The sequence below is a fragment of the Ruegeria sp. YTSA219 genome, assembly GCF_059609985.1.
Map to the genome: position 1 here is coordinate 220,479 of NZ_JBXWMT010000003.1, position 17,855 is coordinate 238,333.

The window sequence follows — 17,855 nt, forward strand, 5'->3', positions numbered from 1 at the left end:
GTCCTGATCCCGCGCCTTCATTGCGGTCCGTGCAATGAGTTATGAGCGGTTGATGCCTGGCCCCAAGCCTAATGCTGTTGAACCCGATCTAAAGCTGCCAAAAGCCGTTGATGTTGTTGTCATTGGTGGAGGAATTATTGGGGCATCAACCGCCCTCGAACTGTCAGAGCGGGGAATGTCTGTCCTTCTGTGCGAAAAGGGACAAATTGCCTCTGAGCAGAGTTCACGGAACTGGGGATGGGTGCGTTTGGGTATGCGCGATCCTCGGGAAATCCCGCTGATGCAGGAATCACAGCGTATCTGGGCGCAGCTCGATCAACGCACCGGGCGCAAGACAGGTTTCACACAGGCCGGTATCCTGTTCGGCGCCTCAGGCAAGCGGGAACAGAGCAATCTTGAACGCTGGCTTCGCCATGTGGAGGGGTTGAATACTGGGGCAAGGATGGTGTCCGGGGCTCTGTTGGCGGAACTTATGCCAGACCATCAGACGGGGTTGGATTGCGCATTGTTTATGCCGCAAGACGGTAGGGCGGAACCGCAATGGGCTGCACCCGCAATCGCCGAAGCTGCGCGTGACCGGGGGGCCCTGTTGATGACCAACTGTGCAGTGCGCTGTCTGGATACAGAGGCGGACCGTGTCGTCGGTGTCTTCACAGAACGCGGTCGCGTGGCCTGCGGCAATGTCGTACTGGCGGGCGGTGCGTGGTCGCGCTTGTTTGCAGGGAATGCTGGAGTTGATTTTCCACAACTGAAGGTGCTGAATACCGTATTCCGAACCTCTCCGGTTTCCGGTCCTGAGGCTGCCTTGTGGTCGGACAATTTTGCAATACGCAAGCGGGACGACGGAGGGTATACGATTGCGTCCGGGCACGAAAACACCGTTGATATCGTGCCGGATAGCCTTCGTCTGGCGTGGCAATTTCTTCCTGCGTTTCGCCAGGAGTGGCGGTCGCTGCGGTTTCGGGTGTCGAAGCGGTGGGCCGAAGAGGCGCGACAAGATCGGAGGTGGTTGCCCACGGATGTGACACCGTTCGAACTTTGCCGCACTCTGGATCCCGAACCATCGCTCCGGGTGTTGCGGCGGGCTTGGAAAAGCGCAATCAGTGGTATTCCCGCGCTAAAGCAGGTTGAAATCGTTCAAAGCTGGGCAGGGATGATTGATGTAACGCCGGATGCGATCCCGATCATCTCGCACGTGGACCACAGGCCCGGCTTGTTCATCGCTACGGGTTTCTCGGGTCATGGGTTCGGAATCGGGCCCGGTGCCGGGCGGCTGATGGCTGATCTGGTCTCGGGCAATGTCCCCTGTGTTAATCCGGCCGTTTTCCGCCTGTCCCGCTTTACGGACGGGTCGAAAATCCGGCCGGACCTGGGGTATTAGACGTTAACCCATCATCTGATAGCTGACCGGGACAAATCGGAACCCATCGCCGCGCGTCTCGACGAAACCGGCGGCAGGGAAGGGCATGTGATATCCGATCATCGGGATTTTGTCCGCCGCCAGCATTCCCAGCACATTACGCCGAGAAGCGGCGGCTGCGGCTTTGTCCATGTCGAATTTCACTTCCCACTCGGGTTGGGCGAAGGACCAGACATAGTGATTGGCCAGATCGGCCGTCAGCACCAGACGTTGACCGTTGCTTTCCAGATGAAAGACCGTGTGTCCGGGGGTATGCCCATGCGCTGAAACGGCGGTTATTCCGGACAGAACCTCGCCGCCATCGCCGACAAAGGTCATCTTTTCGGCCATTGGGGTCACTTTGGCGGCGACCAGATCGCCGACCCGATTGCCGGAATCCTGCGCGGCCCAAAAGTCATACTCGGATGATGCGGTGACATAGCGCGCATTCGGGAAGGTTGGCGCGTCATTTGTGGTCATGCCGCCAATATGGTCAGGGTGCATATGGGTGATGACGACGACGTCGATTTGATCCGGGTTCACGCCTGCATCTGCCAATGCCGCCTGAATGCCGCCTTGCCCAAGGCCAGTATCAAACAGCACAAGTTCAGATCCGGTATTGACCAGCGTTGGTGTGAAAAAGAACTGGGCTTTATCGGCAGGAATAAAATTCTGGGCCGATACGTTTGCAAATTCCTCATCCGTGGCGCCGCCGCCGAAAATCTCTTTGGCGCCATCGCGCGGCAGGCTGCCATCCAGCAGAGTTGTTACGGTGAAATCGCCCAGCTGGAACGATTTCGCGATGGTTGAATTCGCTTTGGTATCGCTTGCTGCAGCCAGGATGGGGGTAGCAGCTGATGAAAAAGGCAATGCTGCCGCCGCGCCCAGTGCGGCCCTACGAGTTAGTGTAACGGTCATTTTGAGATCTCCCTGTGTGTGCCAGCACTTTGAAGATAGGGTATCGCCCGAGGATTGCCACCTGACGTTGGCGTGAACCGGTGCGGTGGCTGGACAATTTGCCCATCCTGTGAGAAGAGCCGCGCCAACAGGAGACTCCTATGACAACCACCCGTTTCGCCCCGTCACCCACCGGTTACATCCATGTGGGCAACCTGCGCACAGCGCTGATGAACTACCTGATTGCCCGCAAGGCTGGCGGCACGTTCATCCTGCGTATCGACGACACAGACCCCGAGCGGTCGAAGGAAGAATATGTCGATGCCATCAAACAGGACCTCGAGTGGCTGGGCCTGCATTGGGACCGGGTCGAACGACAGTCCGAGCGTCTGGACCGCTATGCTGAGGCAGCCGACAAGCTGCGGGAGATGGGCCGGTTCTATGAAGCCTTCGAAACCCCGACCGAGCTGGACCTCAAGCGCAAGAAGCAGCTGAATATGGGCAAGCCGCCGGTTTATGACCGCGCAGCATTGAACCTTAACGACGCCGAGAAAGACGCGCTGCGGGCAGAACGTGGCAACGGTGTCTGGCGCTTTAGGCTGGATCATGAACGGATCGAGTGGACCGACGGTATTCTAGGCGATATCTCGATTGATGCATCCTCGGTGTCGGATCCAGTACTGATCCGGGGCGACGGTCAGGTTCTGTACACGATTGCGTCGGTGGTCGATGATACCGAAATGGGTGTGACCGATGTGGTGCGTGGCTCGGACCATGTAACCAATACTGCGACGCAGATTCAGATCATCCAAGCGTTGGGCGGTACTTGCCCGCGTTTTGCACATCATTCTCTGCTGACCGGCCCCCAGGGCGAGGCGCTGTCTAAGCGACTGGGCACGCTGGCTCTGCGTGATCTGCGTGAGCAGGGCGTACAGCCGTTAGCATTGCTCAGCTTGATGGCGCGTCTGGGCTCATCCGACCCGGTTGAGTTGCGGACAGAGATGGCCGAGCTGATCGATGGATTTGACATTGGTCGTTTTGGTGCCGCGCCGACCAAGTTTGACGTTCAGGACCTGTTTCCGTTGACGGCAAAACACCTGCAATCTTTGTCATTGGCCGACGTTGCGGATGCTGTGGCAGATGCGGGCGTACCGGCCGAACTGGCCGAACCGTTCTGGGCCATGGCCCGCGAGAACATCACCACTCTGGCAGACCTGAAAGGGTGGTGGGAGCTGTGCCTTAACGGTGCCGAACCACTGATTGCCGATGAAGACCGAGAGTTCATCACCGAGGCTGTGGCGTTGTTGCCAGAAGGCCCGTTCGACGGCGCGACCTGGGGGCAGTGGACCAGCGCGGTGAAAGACGCGACAGGCCGCAAGGGCAAGAGTCTGTTCATGCCTTTGCGCAAGGCACTGACAGGGATGGAGCGCGGCCCCGAGATGGCAACCCTGTTGCCCCTTCTGCAGGTGATCCGCGCGCGCGGCTGATCTTAGTGCCTTAGATTGTGATAAGGCGTGGTCTGCTGGCCGCGCCATTTTTCTATTAGGTCTCTGCGATCTGGGCTGCTATTCGCTTCAGCCGATCATCCACAAAACAAGTCTCATCTGGTTTCAATGCCTGGTGGCGCGGATACCGCGGCTCTGCCCGGTCATTCAGGATCGGGGCGTCCCAGCCATCAGTGGTAGCAAAAAAGCGATCGGCGCCCTCGGACCCGAACGCACGCAAATAGCCTTGCACAACCACGTCGATATAGCTCATCAGCAGGGGGTGGCGCCGGCTGGCCGCGGATTGACGGTCATCAGGTACGGCATAAACAGCGATCTCAACCTCGTGTGGCAGAGAATGGGTGACGGCCTTAGTCGCTGGAACGCGGTCGTAGGCCCACTCACGTTGATCCAGCGCGTCCCAGTCATTTCCCGGGACATGGGCAATCATGCCGTCGATTTCAGAAGTGGGATCCGGAATGGCGGTCAGGAAAGCGACCGGGCGCAAATCGGTATGCCGCCAGGCCCGCCGCCATCCCTTCAACTGCGCAGGATGCGGGTCGGGGAAATCGTGGGTCGCGAGGTTCACGAGGCTGCCGTAGCCAAAGAAATAGGGGTCTGCCATGCGGGATCACTTCTGACCGGGAATTGATGTATGTCAAACCGCTTTTTTGCCCAACATGCAATAAGGCAGCATGTTGAACTTAGGGAGGCAAACATGCGGATAACCAAGCGGACAAATATTGCTGTGCGCCTACTGATGTATTGTGCAGCAAATCCAGACAGGTTGGTGACCAAATCCGAGATCGCAAAGGCCTGTAATATCTCGGAAAACCATTTGGCGCAGGTGATCAACCAACTCAGCCAGTTAGATTATCTGAGCACTCATCGCGGTCGCAATGGCGGTATGGTACTCGCTAGATCTGCTGATCAGATACGGATCGGTTCGGTTTTTCGGCATATCGAGGGCGACTTGCCGATTGCCGAGTGCTTTGCGGATGCCGACAATACATGCCCGCTCACCAACGCCTGCCGGCTGCGTCTTGCGCTGCGGGACGCGGCCGAGGTCTTTTATGCCTCGCTGGACGAAATCACGCTGGATTCGCTGGTGTGTGACAATGCAAATCTGCTGACGATTTTGCAGCCCGTCGCCTGCGTCCGATAAACTCAGTCGCTGGCGCGCAAGATGCGCGCCGGGCGAACGGCAAGGGGTTTCAAGGCAAAGATCAACCCCGCGCCCAGCGTGACGATGATCCCGGCCAATACGATGCCGATGGCAGATGGCCAGATGACGTCAAAGCTGGTGTCGAAAATATATGTCGCAACCGCCCAGCCGCCGAGGATGCCCACCATCAGGGCCACAATTCCAGCGGCAGACCCCAGCAGAACAGCCCGAAGGGCAAAGCTGATCAATATGCGCCGACGGTCGGCACCGATGGTCTTCAGGACTGCGGCCTCGTACCGCCGGGCTGGTTCACCCGCTGCCGCGGCGCCGATCAGGACCAGAAAGCCGGTTAGCAGCGATACACCAGCCCCATAAGACGTCGCAGCGGCCAACCCGGCCAGCAGACCCGAGACCCGGTCAATCGCATCGCGGACACGGATTGCGGTGATATTGGGGAATTTACCCGCCAGATCACGAAGGATCGCGGCTTCGGCCTGCTCTTCGGCATAGACGGTGGCAATGAAGCTATGCGGGGCGCCGGCCAGGGCCGACGGGTTCATGGACATGATGAAACCCATCCCGGCGGTCGAGAAATCCACCTCGCGCAGAGAGGTGAGCTCTGCGGTGATGTCGCGCCCCAATATGTTGACGGTCAGTTGGTCACCCAGCTTCAGGCCCATCTCTTCGGCCTCTTCAGCGGCGAAGCTGACCTGAGGCGTTCCGGAATAGTCCTCGGACCACCATTCCCCGGCGGTGACCCGTGCGTTCGAGGGCGGGGCGTCGGAATAGGTGACCCCGCGGTCGCCTTCCAGTACCCAGTGGTCCCCGGCGACCTCAATCGCGGGCTGCCCGTTAATCTGCGTGATGATCCCGCGCAGCATGGGCGCGCTTTGGATCCGGCTTACGGCAGGGTCGTTTTCCAGCCGTTCGGTAAAGCCGGGCATCTGCTCTTTCTGGATATCGACGAAGAAATAAGAAGGGGCGACATCGGGCAGGTTTCCTGAAATCGCGTTTCGCAGGGTGCCGTCGATTTGCCCGACTGCGGCCAGTACCGACAGGCCCAACCCCAGCGACAGGACAACCGATGCGGCCCCTTCGCGCGGATCGGAAATGGCCGACAGGGCCCATCGCAGGGGAGGATTCCCTCGGGCGGGTTTTGTGGTCAGGCGCGCAAGTTTGCGGATCGCCAGCGCTGCCATCGAAAGCAGAACCAGCGCTCCGGCCAACCCGCCGCTGGTCCAAAGGGTCAGGCGCGCCGATCCGCTGAAAAAGGCAGCTGCGCCGATCAGCGCCGCAAGCCCGATGCCTGTCGCTAGGATGTATTTTGCACGGGGCAGGAAGCGCGCCGAAGACAGCGCATCGCGAAACAGGGTCGCAGCGCGGACTTCTTCAGTACGGGCAAGGGGCCAGAGTGTGAATAAAAAGGCGGTGAGCACGCCGTAAAGCGCGGCTTCAGCCAGAGGCTGCGGATAGAACGAGAACACTGCGGGCACAGGCAGGCGAGTTTCGATCAGCGGCGCAAGCAGCAGAGGCACCGATCCACCCAATATGATGCCCAGAAAAATGCCGATGCCAGAGAGAATACCGATCTGGATCAGATAAGTCTGAAACACGGTCGCCCGATCGGCACCCAAAGTACGCAAGGTAGCAATGGTTTCAGTCTTTTGCGCCAGATAGGCGCGCACCGCTGCAGATACGCCGATGCCGCCAACAGCCAGCCCGGATAGTCCAACCAGAACCAGAAAAGCGCTGAGCCGGGCAACAAATTCTGAAATGCCGGGGGCACCGTTCCGTGCATCGGTCCACCGCATTCCGCTGCCTTCAAGGGCTTCGCTTGCCTGCGCCGAAAGAGCTGTAAGATCAGACCCCGGCGGTAGATCCAGGCGGTATTTGGTGGAAAACAGAGTACCCGGTGCCAATAATCCGGAAGTCAGCAAGTCCTGTGTGCGGATCAGCGTGCGCGGACCCAATCCAAACCCGTCTGCCGCCCCGTCCGGTTCGTGGATCAGGGCTGCCATCAGGACAAATTCCTGAGTTCCAAGTGAAAACCGATCCCCAACCGATAGCTGAAGCCGGTCGATCAGAGCGGGAGCCATTACGGCACCGGGCGCCCCTTGCTGGCCTGTAAAGGCGTCACGCAGGGGCATCTGGGGCTCTAGTATTGGCTTGCCCAACAATGGATAGGAGTCGTCAACGGATTTGACCTGCGTAAGCGCCCGCTGTGGGTCACTATTCTGCTGCGCGACTGCCATTGACCGAAAATCGACGACTTCGGAGATGGCTAAGGCCGCGTCGTTCATCCATGCACGCTCAGCCTCATCCGCAAAGCGATAGGTGAATTCCAGCTGTGCATCCCCGCCCAGCAGAGCCGCGCCTTCTTGCGTCAGTCCGGTTTGGATGGCGTGGCGGACCGAACCCACTGCGGCAATGGCAGCGACCCCAAGTGCAAGACAAGCCAGAAACACCCGAAAACCGCGCAGACCTCCGCGCAGTTCCCGCCGCGCCAGCCGCCCGGCCATCCGCAGGCTCATTCGGCGGCCTCTTGCCTTGTGTCATCGGCAATCCTTCCATCGCGCAGCCGGACAACACGGTCACATCTGCGCGCAAGGCTGTGGCTATGGGTCACCAGAACTAAAGTAGCACCATGCCTGTCGCGCAGGCCAAGCAGCAGATCAATGATGGCGGCTCCGTTTGTTTCGTCCAGATTGCCGGTAGGCTCATCCGCCAGCAGGATCTGTGGTCGCGGGGCAGAGGCACGGGCGAGCGCGACGCGCTGCTGCTCTCCACCGGAGAGCTGCGCCGGATAATGGTCGCGTCGATGCGTCAGCCCTACGGACTCCAATTCGGCTTCGGCCCGTTGAAAGGCATCTTTGTGGCCGGCCAACTCCAGCGGTGTGGCCACGTTCTCAAGGGCAGTCATCGTGGGGATCAGGTGGAAATTCTGAAATACAACGCCCATGCTGTTGCGTCGGAACCGCGCGAGCTCGTCTTCGTTCATGCGGGTCAGATTTTGCTCGAGTGCGGTTACCTGGCCGCCCGTCGCCTGTTCCAGCCCGCCCATCAGCATTAGTAACGACGATTTTCCTGACCCGGACGGCCCAATCAGACCCAGTGTCTCGCCCTTGTGTACGGAAAGCGTGATGTCGTGCAGGATATCTACCTGACCGGCATTGCCATCCAGCGATAAAGCGGCATTTTCAAGCGATAGAACAGTTGCGATCATGGGTAGGTCCGAACCGAGGTAATCAAATGGGATATGGAGCAGTTGAGATGTTGCGCAAGGCTTTGATGCCGGTGCTTATCACGTGTTGCGGCTTTGCGGCCACAGCAGAAACCGTAGTGATTGCAGCTCTCGGGGATTCTTTGACTCAAGGGTACGGCCTGCCCGAGCAAGACGGATTTGTTCCGCAGCTGGATCGTTGGTTGAAAGATCACGGAGCGGATGTGCGCCTGATCAATGCGGGTGTATCCGGGGACACCACCGCCGGAGGGGCGGCACGTGTGGACTGGACACTGACGCCCGACGTGGATGGGATGATCGTCGCATTGGGCGGGAACGATCTGTTGCGAGGGCTTGATCCGGCAGTTGCACGCGCAAATCTTGAGACGATCCTGAAAGCAGCAGATGGCGCTGAGGTCGCCGTGTTGTTGGTCGGGATGCAGGCGCCGGGGAATTACGGTCCAGATTACAAAGCCGCATTTGATGCGATCTACTCCGATCTGGCGGATCGATATCAGACTGGATATGCGCCAAGTTTTTTCACAGGTTTGACTGCGGCAGGAAACCCCGAAGAAGTACGGGAACACATGCAGGCAGATGGCATCCATCCCAACGCCAGTGGTGTGGCCCTCATCGTTGAAGACCTTGGACCAAAGGTTTTGGAACTTGTGAATTCAGCAGAAGATTGATCAGACGACCGTCACAACTGTTCCAATCGGCACCCGCTGGTACAGGTCGATGACATGCGTGTTCAGCATGCGTATACATCCGTTCGAGGCCGCACGGCCTATGGTCTGCGGCTGAGTGGTCCCGTGAATTCGGAAATAAGTGTCAACGCCGTTCTGGAACAGATAAAGCGCCCGTGCACCTAACGGATTGCCGTCACCGCCAGGCTGCACATAGTCGTTATCCTTGAAACGAGCATATGTAATTGGTTCACGCTCGATCATTTCATTGGTGGGGCGCCAGGTGGGCCACTCCTTTTTGACGTCTATGGTCGCTGTTCCGGTGAACTCCAGCCCGGCTTTGCCCACCCCACACCCGTAACGGATTGCCTTGCGAGGTTCTGTTACGAAGTACAGATAGAACGAGCGTGGAACCACCAGAAGCTGGCCTGGCAGGAATTGCTTTTTGATTCGAACAAATTGTGGAGTAGGGTCGTATTCGACGGCTTTCTTTGCCGACGCGGCGGTCGAAACAAGGCTTGCTGCTGCTGTTGCAGTCAGGAATGTACGGCGTGTCAACATATCAGCTCTCTTCAATACAACAGAAAAATCATGACCATAGTGTCCGGATGATATCCGATCCGGTCAATCGTCGGGGAAGAGTAACTGAATTGTGATGTAATCGCCGAGACACACTTTTACAGGTGGTCGCTCAGGCACAAATAGAAAAGGGCAGAGGAAAACCCTGCCCTTACAGCGGCTTACGCCAGCTGGATGTCGTCGGCGCTTTCGCGACCGTCACGACCCGAGCGCAGCTCGTACGTGACTTTCTGGTTGTCGGCCAGACCGGTCAGGCCCGAGCGTTCGACGGCCGAGATGTGAACGAAGATGTCTTTGCCGCCATCTTCGGGTGCAATAAAGCCGTAGCCTTTGGTGGTGTTGAACCATTTTACGGTGCCTGAAGGCATATCCGTGTTCTCCTTATCTGGTGCTGCCCACGGAGTTGCGACAGCCTGGCGTCGTCGTCTGTATCGATAGACTGAACGCCGTAGAAGGAGACAGTGGGTCGAAATAGAAAAACGGTAGCACTCTGAGTATGCCAGTTCAGACGAGATGTGACAAGCCGGATTTGCAATCCTGAACGACTGAAACTAGCGCCAGGCATCAGAATCTACGCATCAGAATATCCTGAAACAATCTATACAATTTATGTGGTTAGACTGAATTTTTTGGATTCGCGAGCGCCCGGAAGAACGTCACGCGCCAGACCGTCCGAGGATCACTTTGCGAGCGGCAATTTGCCCACGATCTCGTTCATTTCGGGCGAGGCCACAAAACATCTGGGAAGCTGGGAAATCACTTCGTCAATCGGATCGTAGATTTGGCTCGCGGCCTTTCGCAGATCTTCCGGAATATCTTTTTCAGCCCGTTCACGCCGCGGAGCCGGTACAAATTTCAATCCGGTAAATTCAGAGATTTCGTCCTGATATTCCCACAACGCATCGTAGTGAACGCACAATACCGGGATGTCGTCATAAGTGACCCATTCCTTGATCTGCCGTGCCTGTTGCAGCACATCACGTTCGAAAAGCTCGTCATATGTGCCCGTCGCATGCAGATTGTAGAAGTGCTTTTTTATCCACTCAGGGCCATAGCCTTCCATCGCTGTGTAGACTGAAAAGGTAGAGTCCTTTGTCGAGCCAAAGCAAAAGACGACTCGGGTATCTTTTGACCAGTTTGACAAAACCTGCGGAAAATCATGCGTCTTGTAAAGAAACGGCGCCTGGAAGGTGGCGTCGTCCAACCGAGACACGAAACTGGCCTGACCCGAGAGGTTTGGGTCCAGCCTTTCCAGTGCATCGCGCAGCGCATGGTAGGTCATGGTGCTGCCCGACCGGCCATTGCTTGCCACGATCACACAGTAATCTGTCTTGTACATTTGCCGGATGCGCTTGCGCAGCGGCGCGCTGATTTTCAGCGCGCTACGTTGCCATTTTTCCAACCGTCTTTTGAGCTTCCGTCTCATCGCGCAAACTTCTTATGCTTCAACCGCTTCGGCTCCAGCGCGTCTGGTCCCAGACGGCGTTTCTTGTCCTCTTCGTAATCCTCGAAGTTGCCCTCGAACCATTCGACATGGGCATCACCCTCAAACGCCAGAATATGCGTGCAGATCCGGTCGAGGAAGAAGCGGTCGTGGCTGATGACCACGGCGCAGCCGGCGAAATCGACCAGCGCGTCTTCCAGGGCGCGCAGGGTTTCGACGTCCAAATCGTTGGTCGGTTCATCGAGCAGCAGGACGTTGCCGCCCTCTTTCAGCAGGCGGGCCATGTGGACGCGGTTGCGCTCACCCCCTGACAGCAAGGAGACCTTTTTCTGCTGGTCGCCGCCCTTGAAGTTGAAGGACGAGCAATAGGCGCGGGAATTGACCTGCGCATCGCCCAACTGAATGATCTCGGCGCCGCCGGTGATCGCCTCCCATACGGTGTCGTTGTCCTTGAGGTCGTCGCGGGACTGGTCGACATAGGACAGTTCAACCGTGTCGCCAAGCGTGATGGTGCCTGCGTCGGGCTGCTCTTGACTAGTAAGCATCTTGAACAGGGTCGATTTACCGGCGCCGTTGGGCCCGATGACGCCGACAATTCCGCCGGGGGGCAGGGTAAAGTCGAGGTTCTCGATCAGTTGCTTATCACCCATGTGTTTGGACAGGCCTTCGACCTCGATCACCTTACCGCCAAGGCGCTGGCCGTTGGGGATGACGATCTGTGCGCGGGTCAGCTTTTCGCGCTCGGACTGTTCCGCCAAATCATTATAGGCGTTGATCCGGGCTTTGGATTTGGCCTGACGGGCCTTCTGGCCTTGGCGCATCCAGTCGAGTTCGCGTTGCAGGGTCTTCTGCTTAGACTTGTCCTCGCGGGCTTCCTGCTCCAGCCTCTTGGCCTTTTGTTCCAGCCACGCGGAATAGTTGCCCTCATACGGCAGACCACGACCTCGGTCGAGTTCGAGGATCCAGCCGGTGATACTGTCGAGGAAATAGCGGTCGTGAGTGACGATCAGGATGGTGCCTTTGTAATCGATCAGGTGCTGTTGCAGCCAGGCGATTGTTTCGGCATCCAGGTGGTTGGTCGGCTCGTCGAGCAGCAGCATGTCGGGCGCTTCGAGCAGCAATTTGCACAGCGCGACGCGGCGTTTTTCACCGCCTGAGAGGTTGGCGATATTGGCATCGTCTGGCGGGCAGCGCAGCGCCTCCATCGAAACGTCGATCTGGCTGTCGAGATCCCAGAGGTTCTGGCTGTCGATCTCGTCCTGCAGCTTGGCCATCTCATCCGCGGTTTCGTCTGAGTAGTTCATCGCCAGTTCGTTATAGCGGTCGAGGATCGCCTTTTTCTCGGCCACGCCCAGCATGACGTTTTCGCGCACGCTGAGGCTTTCGTCCAGCTTCGGTTCCTGCGGCAGGTAACCGACTTTGGCGCCTTCGGCCGCCCAGGCCTCGCCGGTGAAATCCTTGTCGAGGCCGGCCATGATCTTCATCAGCGTCGATTTACCCGCGCCGTTGACGCCGACAACACCGATTTTCACGCCGGGCAGAAAGCTCAGGTGGATGTTTTCAAAGCACTTCTTGCCACCGGGATAGGTCTTGGAGACACCCTGCATGTGGTAGACATATTGATAGGCGGCCATGTCGCGTCCTTTGGGTCGGAGGAATTTGGTTGGACGGTGTGATACCCGAGCCGACAAGGGCGAGCAAGAATAGTTCTGAGCTTATTCGAAGGCTTCCAGCAATTTGTCGGTGAAAGATCTATTTTCGATTACGAGACCTTCTTCGTGGATGCGCCGAACAATTTCGGGTTGAACCATCTGAGCCGCTTTTGCACCGGCCACCTGACCCGTTTTTGCGCCATGCTGCATCATTGCAGGCGTTAATCGGAGTAGCTTCTTTCCCGTCGGGCTGTCGTAGAACTGGGTTATTTCGTGCAATTCAGAAGCTGAGAAATTTTCAACATAGAATTGAGCCGTTGGAATCCGCAGTTCGTGGATGAATCCATCCATGAATACGTCCATCACAATGTCGAAAAACGCTTCGGTATCAGATACTTTTATGCCCCTGGAAATTAGATCTTGTTGCACCGCTTGTATCAGGACCGGACGCATTGCGACCAGCACACCTTGCATGACTTCTTCGTTTACGGTGACGTTGGCTATATAATCGGCATCCTCCTGTGCGCCTGCATACAAAACATTCGACGAGAGGGCGAGGAAAGCAGTGGCCAATGATAGGTTGCGCAATAGATTGTTCCTATTGATTTAGTGTTTTTCTGTCGGGGTAGTGCTTATCCAGTCAGTACAGGTGCTGCAAGCTATGGCAGTGCCTTGACTCTGCAAATAATCCTTGCGTTGTGGGCTTGGAGGGAAGCTAGGAAACTGCAAGAAGGTCCGTTCAGTAACGCAGACTGAAGGAACCGCTATAACAACGGCATTCCAATACGTTATTTCTTGCTACTCACAAGCAGGTTGCGCTGACTGGATTAGTTTGCGGCCTGCGCTGCGGAATGAGATAGTCGCTGTAGAGGGGGCCATGTTCTCTGCTAATGGGCCGGACGGAGACCGCAGCTGCGCGGGCAAGCGAGCCGTGACCCTGATCCAGCGGGAACATCTGTCTGCGATAGGCTCCTATCTCGGGTAGGGTCTGGTTGCGCCTGAAACCCTGCGACGCAATCTGGTGGTATCAGGAATCAATTTGGCGGCGCTCAAGGGGCGTGAGGTGCAGGTGGGCGAGGCCATCCTGCGTTTCACTGTGATCTGCGCGCCGTGCAGCCGGATGGAGGAGGCGCTGGGCAAGTGTGGTTATTCCGCCGTTCGGGGTCATGGCGGTTGGTGCGCCGAGGTGGTGCGGCCCGGGCGGGTCAGGTTGGGCGACGCTGTGCAACCTGTTGATTGACAACCCCGCCGAGTTCTGAACATCAGCAAGAGATGCAGCGTAGCTCTATCCCATATGTACGGCCCGGGCAGGTCGTGGGGTTGTTCGGGGGGTCATTTGATCCGCCGCATAAGGGCCATGTGCATGTGACACTCGAGGCAATGAAGGCCTTTGGGCTGGATCGGGTGTGGTGGCTGGTCTCTCCGGGCAATCCTTTGAAAGAGCGCGGGCCTGCGCCATTGGCGCGGCGGGTGAAGGCAGCGCAAGCTGTGATGCAGCATCCACGTGTCGAGGTGACGGATATCGAGACCCAGATCGGCACGCGCGCCACGGCGGATACTGTCGCCGCCCTGCAGAAGCTTTATCCGCAGGTCAGGTTTGTCTGGCTGATGGGTGCAGATAACCTGGCGCAATTCCATAAGTGGAAGGATTGGCAGTCGATTATTGAAACCGTACCGGTTGGCGTTGTTGCCCGTCCCGGAGACCGCATCTCTGCACGTATGTCCCCTGCGGCGCGTCGCTATGCCAAATACCGCATCGACGGGCAGGCGCGGCATTTACTGGGCCGGGCACAGGCCCCGGCGTGGTGTTTTGTGAATGTGCCGATGCTGGATGTCAGTTCGACCCAGTTGCGCATTCAGGGGGTTTGGGGCAACAAGGTGTTGCCTGAATAGCCCCTGTGGGCCCATAATTCGGATCTCAGGTTGTTTGCCTGTGATCTCTGGGATTTTAATTAACCCATGAATGATCGTTATTCGCGACGAGGATTTATTGCTGGGCTGGGCGCGGCCCTGATGCCTGTAGCCGTTATGGGTGAGGCACCGCTTACATCATTGAGGCCTCAGATTCGTGATGAGCCGATCGTAGGTGTTGTGCGCTTGGTCGAAGCCGCGAACCTGCGCGGCGAAGTCGCCTTTGCTGTAGCCGACGCTGATACAGGCACGGTGCTTGAAGCCTATGGTGGCGACCGGGGTTTGCCACCGGCAAGTGTTGGCAAGGCCCTGACCGCGCTTTACGCGCTGAATGTGTTGGGTGCTGACTACAGGTTCGAAACTGCGTTGGTCGCTGAGGGGCCCATAGAAAACGGCATTTTGAACGGCGATCTTGTTCTTGTTGGCGGTGGTGATCCTTTGCTGGATACGGATGCGCTGGCCGCGATGGCGGCAAACTTGCGCGAGGCCGGAATCACCGAGGTCCGCGGCGCGTTCAAAGTTTATGATGGCGCGTTGCCTTACGTGTTCAGCATTGATCCGGGGCAGCCAGATCATTTGGGGTACAGCCCTGCGATCAGCGGCATTTCTCTGAATTTCAATCGCGTGCATTTCGAGTGGAAAAAGCAGGGCGCCAGCTATGACGTGACCATGGATGCCCGAAGCACGCGCTATACCCCTGCAGTGGAAGTGGCGTCCATGAAGGTCGAGGGCCACAACCTGCCGATCTATACCTACGAACCCAGCGCCCGTCAGGACCGGTGGACTGTTGCCAAAGGCGCGTTAGGTAGCGATGGGGCGCGGTGGCTGCCTGTCCGCAAGCCCGCGCTTTATGCAGGTGACGTTTTCAGAACATTGGCCCGATCCAACGGAATTGTGCTGGGGCGGACGCAGGTCACGCGGCAGATGCCGAATGGAACCCCTTTGGTCATTCATCAAAGCGACCCGCTCGAGAGCATATTGCAGGGCATGCTGAAATACTCGACCAACCTCACTGCCGAGATGGTAGGGCTCGCTGCCTCGAGGGCGCGCGGTACGCGACCGCAGACTTTGGCGGAGTCAGCCGCCGAGATGAACAGATGGGCCACAGAGACCTATGGTGTGACCGGGGTTGCGATGGTCGATCATTCAGGGCTTGGGGGCGATTCACGCGTAGCGCCCGAGGATTTGGTGGTCGCGCTGCTGGCGGCGCAGAAAGCCGGAGACCTCCGGCCTTTGCTGAAGAAATTTACCCTTGCCGACAGTCAGGGGCGGCCGGTCAAGGATCATCCGATCAGAGTGAATGCGAAAACCGGAACCCTGAACTTTGTCTCGGGCCTGGGTGGGTTCATAACCTCACCAGATGGGGCAGAGCTGGCCTTTGCGATATTCACGGCCGACATAGAACATCGCGCAACGATCCCCCGAGCGTATCGTGAACGGCCCGAAGGCGGGCGGAGCTGGAATAACAGGTCGCGCAAATTGCAGCGCGCACTGATCGAAAGGTGGGGGAAGCTGGCCGGCAGCAGCTGATGTCAGGTCGTGTGCCGTGCCCGCGCACCGCGCTCGATGGCAGCGGCATGCAAACGGTCGATGTCCAACTCGTAACGGATTTCCTCGAGCAGCCGCAATTCGGATTCTGCCAGCGTACCATCTGCAGCCGCAACATCACATGCAAGCGCATAGGAGGTTTCGTTCAGGCGTTCGGGCAGGTTGTCGCGAATCAGTCCAAACAGGGCATCCAGACCATCTTCTTGTTCAAACAGATCGAAGACGATCTGGGAAACGCGATACATCCGGTCGATGTCATATTCTGCAAAGACAGGCAGCATGTTGACCGCGCCCTCGATTTTGACCAGCTCGGCGGTGCGGATGGTCTCATCTGATGCAGAGATCGCAACCATAATCGCCACGAGGCAATCTTGAGGAGACATCGGGTGTGGCACTTGGTTGGTCATAGGGGTGTCCTGATTGAACTGTTCTGATCCCGCACGATAGGTGGGGCAGGGAATAGGTTCAACGGATTTTGGAGCGATAGATCAAAGAATGGGCAAAGGGCCACGTGTTTTCGTCTGCCGCAGTACAAAATTGCTGCGAGTGTCGCGGACTAACCCCGATTTCAACAGCCTTTGCATGATGAACGCCTCAAGATCTTCGGGTGTTTTCGAATAGACTTTCAGAATGAAGTCATGATCCCCGGTGATTGAGGCGCACTCGACAATCTGAGCCTCGGTCTCAACCAGCCGCAAAAACGAAGTGATGCTGTCTTCCTGATGATCGCGCAGCGCAACATGAACATAGGCTATTGCGTTCAGGCCGACGGATTTGGCGGGCACACGAGCGGTATAGCCTGCCACAACCCCAGCAGCTTCGAGATCGCGAACCCGCCGCCAACATTGCGAGGCAGACAGGCCGGTACGATCCGCGAGCTCTTGCATAGACAGACGGCCATCGGTCTGAAGCTCTTGCAGGATGGCGATATCCGCGTTTTGAAGCATTTGCGTCATATCTTTTGAGTTTGTGAAATGTTTCGTTCATATTGTATGATCCTGAAAAACATTCAAATGAAATTTTTCACGATGGCTGGCTATGCTCTTTTCAGGAGGAGCTTCCATGCCAAAGTCGACAAAATACGTCGCCAAGGTGGCCAATGCCGATGGTCACATCACATATACCGACGAAGAGGATGCTGTCTGGGCTGATCTTTATGCCGCTCAGCAAGAGAACATACAGCGCTATATGGCGCGTGATTATCTCGCGGGGCTGGACCGGCTGGAGCTTCCGAAAACCCGTGTTCCATCATGCGCTGATATTTCTGAGAGGCTTCTGGATATGACAGGCTGGAAAGTGCAGCCTGTACCCGCGCTGATCGGGTTCAAGACCTTCTTTGGCATGTTGGCCGACCGGGTTTTCCCGGCCGCCTCGTTTATCCGGTCCCGCGAGGATTTCGATTATATCGAGGAACCGGACATCTTTCATGAAATTTTCGGCCATACTCCGTTGTTGAGCGATCCGCGATTTGCTGCGTTCAGTCATGCTATCGGAATGGCTGGGGTGCGGGCCGGTGAAAAGGACTATGCTTGGCTGATCCGACTGTATTGGTTTTCGATCGAATTTGGTCTGCGGCGTCAGGATGGGGTGATCAAGGCGCTGGGATCGGGGCTTGCCTCATCCCCGACCGAACTTGTCTACGCGGTGGAAAGCGAAATACCCGACCGCGATCCCTTTGACGTTCTGACGATCCTGCGCACGCCCTACCGGATTGATATGCACCAGATGGGCTATTTCGTGCTGGACGACCCCGAGGAACTGTTTGCTGCCGCCGATCGGGATTTGCTGGCGGATGTGCATAAGGCGCAATCACTGGGCCTGTTGCCGAATAAGTTTCCCGAAAAGGCAACAGCGGCGGAGTAAGCTGGAC

General features: G+C 57.5%; 19 protein-coding genes. 8 read left to right on the plus strand and 11 right to left on the minus strand.

Annotated features, from left to right (window positions below):
• Positions 1 to 52: 52 nt before the first annotated feature.
• Positions 53 to 1,381, plus strand: a complete 1,329-nt coding sequence (locus AC2FFB_RS06615; RefSeq protein WP_281995372.1) for an NAD(P)/FAD-dependent oxidoreductase — start codon at positions 53 to 55, stop codon at positions 1,379 to 1,381.
• A gap of 3 nt (positions 1,382 to 1,384) precedes the next feature.
• On the opposite strand, the gene AC2FFB_RS06620 is transcribed toward AC2FFB_RS06615, so the two are convergent.
• Positions 1,385 to 2,317: an MBL fold metallo-hydrolase gene (locus tag AC2FFB_RS06620; RefSeq protein WP_496874680.1), complete on the minus strand. Its 933-nt coding sequence runs from the start codon at positions 2,315 to 2,317 to the stop codon at positions 1,385 to 1,387.
• Positions 2,318 to 2,457: 140 nt separating this feature from the next.
• On the opposite strand from AC2FFB_RS06620, the gene gltX reads away from it, so the two are divergent.
• A complete protein-coding gene (gene gltX, locus AC2FFB_RS06625; RefSeq protein WP_496688920.1) occupies positions 2,458 to 3,783 on the plus strand; it encodes a glutamate--tRNA ligase in 1,326 nt (441 codons plus the stop codon).
• Positions 3,784 to 3,838: 55 nt separating this feature from the next.
• On the opposite strand, the gene AC2FFB_RS06630 is transcribed toward gltX, so the two are convergent.
• Entirely contained in the window at positions 3,839 to 4,405 is a 567-nt protein-coding gene (locus AC2FFB_RS06630) for a gamma-glutamylcyclotransferase family protein (protein WP_496823125.1), read from the minus strand.
• A 93-nt stretch (positions 4,406 to 4,498) separates the two neighbouring features.
• Here AC2FFB_RS06630 and AC2FFB_RS06635 point away from each other — a divergent pair, with 93 nt between their 5' ends.
• Positions 4,499 to 4,945, plus strand: a complete 447-nt coding sequence (locus AC2FFB_RS06635) for an RrF2 family transcriptional regulator (protein WP_142635622.1) — start codon at positions 4,499 to 4,501, stop codon at positions 4,943 to 4,945.
• Between the two features lie 2 nt (positions 4,946 to 4,947).
• Here the strand turns inward: AC2FFB_RS06635 and AC2FFB_RS06640 are convergent, their stop codons facing one another.
• Positions 4,948 to 7,476 carry an ABC transporter permease gene (locus AC2FFB_RS06640; RefSeq protein ID WP_496688916.1) on the minus strand — a complete coding sequence of 843 codons (2,529 nt, stop codon included), beginning with the start codon at positions 7,474 to 7,476 and terminating at the stop codon, positions 4,948 to 4,950.
• Positions 7,473 to 8,168, minus strand: coding sequence for an ABC transporter ATP-binding protein (locus AC2FFB_RS06645; protein WP_496874681.1), 696 nt, complete (start codon positions 8,166 to 8,168; stop codon positions 7,473 to 7,475). Before AC2FFB_RS06645 ends, AC2FFB_RS06640 begins: the two co-directional genes overlap by 4 nt.
• 26 nt (positions 8,169 to 8,194) lie before the next feature.
• Here AC2FFB_RS06645 and AC2FFB_RS06650 point away from each other — a divergent pair, with 26 nt between their 5' ends.
• Positions 8,195 to 8,854, plus strand: a complete 660-nt coding sequence (locus AC2FFB_RS06650) for an arylesterase (RefSeq protein WP_496693607.1) — start codon at positions 8,195 to 8,197, stop codon at positions 8,852 to 8,854.
• Here the strand turns inward: AC2FFB_RS06650 and AC2FFB_RS06655 are convergent, their stop codons facing one another.
• The 5 genes from AC2FFB_RS06655 to AC2FFB_RS06675 all read right to left on the minus strand — a co-directional run bounded on the left by AC2FFB_RS06655 (position 8,855) and on the right by AC2FFB_RS06675 (position 13,099).
• On the minus strand, positions 8,855 to 9,412 hold the full coding sequence (locus AC2FFB_RS06655) for a L,D-transpeptidase (protein ID WP_142635628.1): 558 nt from the start codon (positions 9,410 to 9,412) through the stop codon (positions 8,855 to 8,857).
• 179 nt (positions 9,413 to 9,591) lie between these two features.
• Entirely contained in the window at positions 9,592 to 9,798 is a 207-nt protein-coding gene (locus tag AC2FFB_RS06660; RefSeq protein WP_142635630.1) for a cold-shock protein, read from the minus strand.
• 311 nt (positions 9,799 to 10,109) lie between these two features.
• Positions 10,110 to 10,856 carry a hypothetical protein gene (locus AC2FFB_RS06665; protein WP_142635632.1) on the minus strand — a complete coding sequence of 249 codons (747 nt, stop codon included), beginning with the start codon at positions 10,854 to 10,856 and terminating at the stop codon, positions 10,110 to 10,112.
• A complete protein-coding gene (gene ettA / locus AC2FFB_RS06670; protein WP_282021610.1) occupies positions 10,853 to 12,508 on the minus strand; it encodes an energy-dependent translational throttle protein EttA in 1,656 nt (551 codons plus the stop codon). The genes AC2FFB_RS06665 and ettA overlap by 4 nt, the downstream gene beginning before the upstream one ends.
• An 81-nt stretch (positions 12,509 to 12,589) precedes the next feature.
• Complete coding sequence (locus AC2FFB_RS06675) at positions 12,590 to 13,099, minus strand: DUF2059 domain-containing protein (RefSeq protein ID WP_496688910.1); 510 nt, start codon at positions 13,097 to 13,099, stop codon at positions 12,590 to 12,592.
• 415 nt (positions 13,100 to 13,514) lie between these two features.
• Here AC2FFB_RS06675 and AC2FFB_RS06680 point away from each other — a divergent pair, with 415 nt between their 5' ends.
• The 3 genes from AC2FFB_RS06680 to dacB all read left to right on the plus strand — a co-directional run bounded on the left by AC2FFB_RS06680 (position 13,515) and on the right by dacB (position 15,967).
• Positions 13,515 to 13,766 (plus strand): MOSC domain-containing protein, encoded by a 252-nt coding sequence (locus AC2FFB_RS06680; protein ID WP_416383917.1) that lies wholly within the window; start codon positions 13,515 to 13,517, stop codon positions 13,764 to 13,766.
• Between the two features lie 32 nt (positions 13,767 to 13,798).
• On the plus strand, positions 13,799 to 14,419 hold the full coding sequence (locus AC2FFB_RS06685) for a nicotinate-nucleotide adenylyltransferase (RefSeq protein WP_496693609.1): 621 nt from the start codon (positions 13,799 to 13,801) through the stop codon (positions 14,417 to 14,419).
• A 66-nt stretch (positions 14,420 to 14,485) separates the two neighbouring features.
• Complete coding sequence (gene dacB / locus AC2FFB_RS06690) at positions 14,486 to 15,967, plus strand: D-alanyl-D-alanine carboxypeptidase/D-alanyl-D-alanine endopeptidase (protein WP_496874682.1); 1,482 nt, start codon at positions 14,486 to 14,488, stop codon at positions 15,965 to 15,967.
• A gap of 2 nt (positions 15,968 to 15,969) precedes the next feature.
• On the opposite strand, the gene AC2FFB_RS06695 is transcribed toward dacB, so the two are convergent.
• Both AC2FFB_RS06695 and AC2FFB_RS06700 read right to left on the minus strand, forming a co-directional pair.
• Positions 15,970 to 16,392, minus strand: a complete 423-nt coding sequence (locus tag AC2FFB_RS06695; RefSeq protein WP_142635642.1) for a tellurite resistance TerB family protein — start codon at positions 16,390 to 16,392, stop codon at positions 15,970 to 15,972.
• 81 nt (positions 16,393 to 16,473) lie between these two features.
• The gene (locus AC2FFB_RS06700; RefSeq protein WP_246097185.1) at positions 16,474 to 16,941 is read right to left on the minus strand and encodes an Lrp/AsnC family transcriptional regulator; all 468 of its coding nucleotides are present in this window, start codon (positions 16,939 to 16,941) and stop codon (positions 16,474 to 16,476) included.
• 106 nt (positions 16,942 to 17,047) lie between these two features.
• Here AC2FFB_RS06700 and phhA point away from each other — a divergent pair, with 106 nt between their 5' ends.
• Positions 17,048 to 17,848 (plus strand): phenylalanine 4-monooxygenase, encoded by an 801-nt coding sequence (phhA, locus tag AC2FFB_RS06705; RefSeq protein ID WP_496693611.1) that lies wholly within the window; start codon positions 17,048 to 17,050, stop codon positions 17,846 to 17,848.
• Positions 17,849 to 17,855 lie beyond the last annotated feature (7 nt).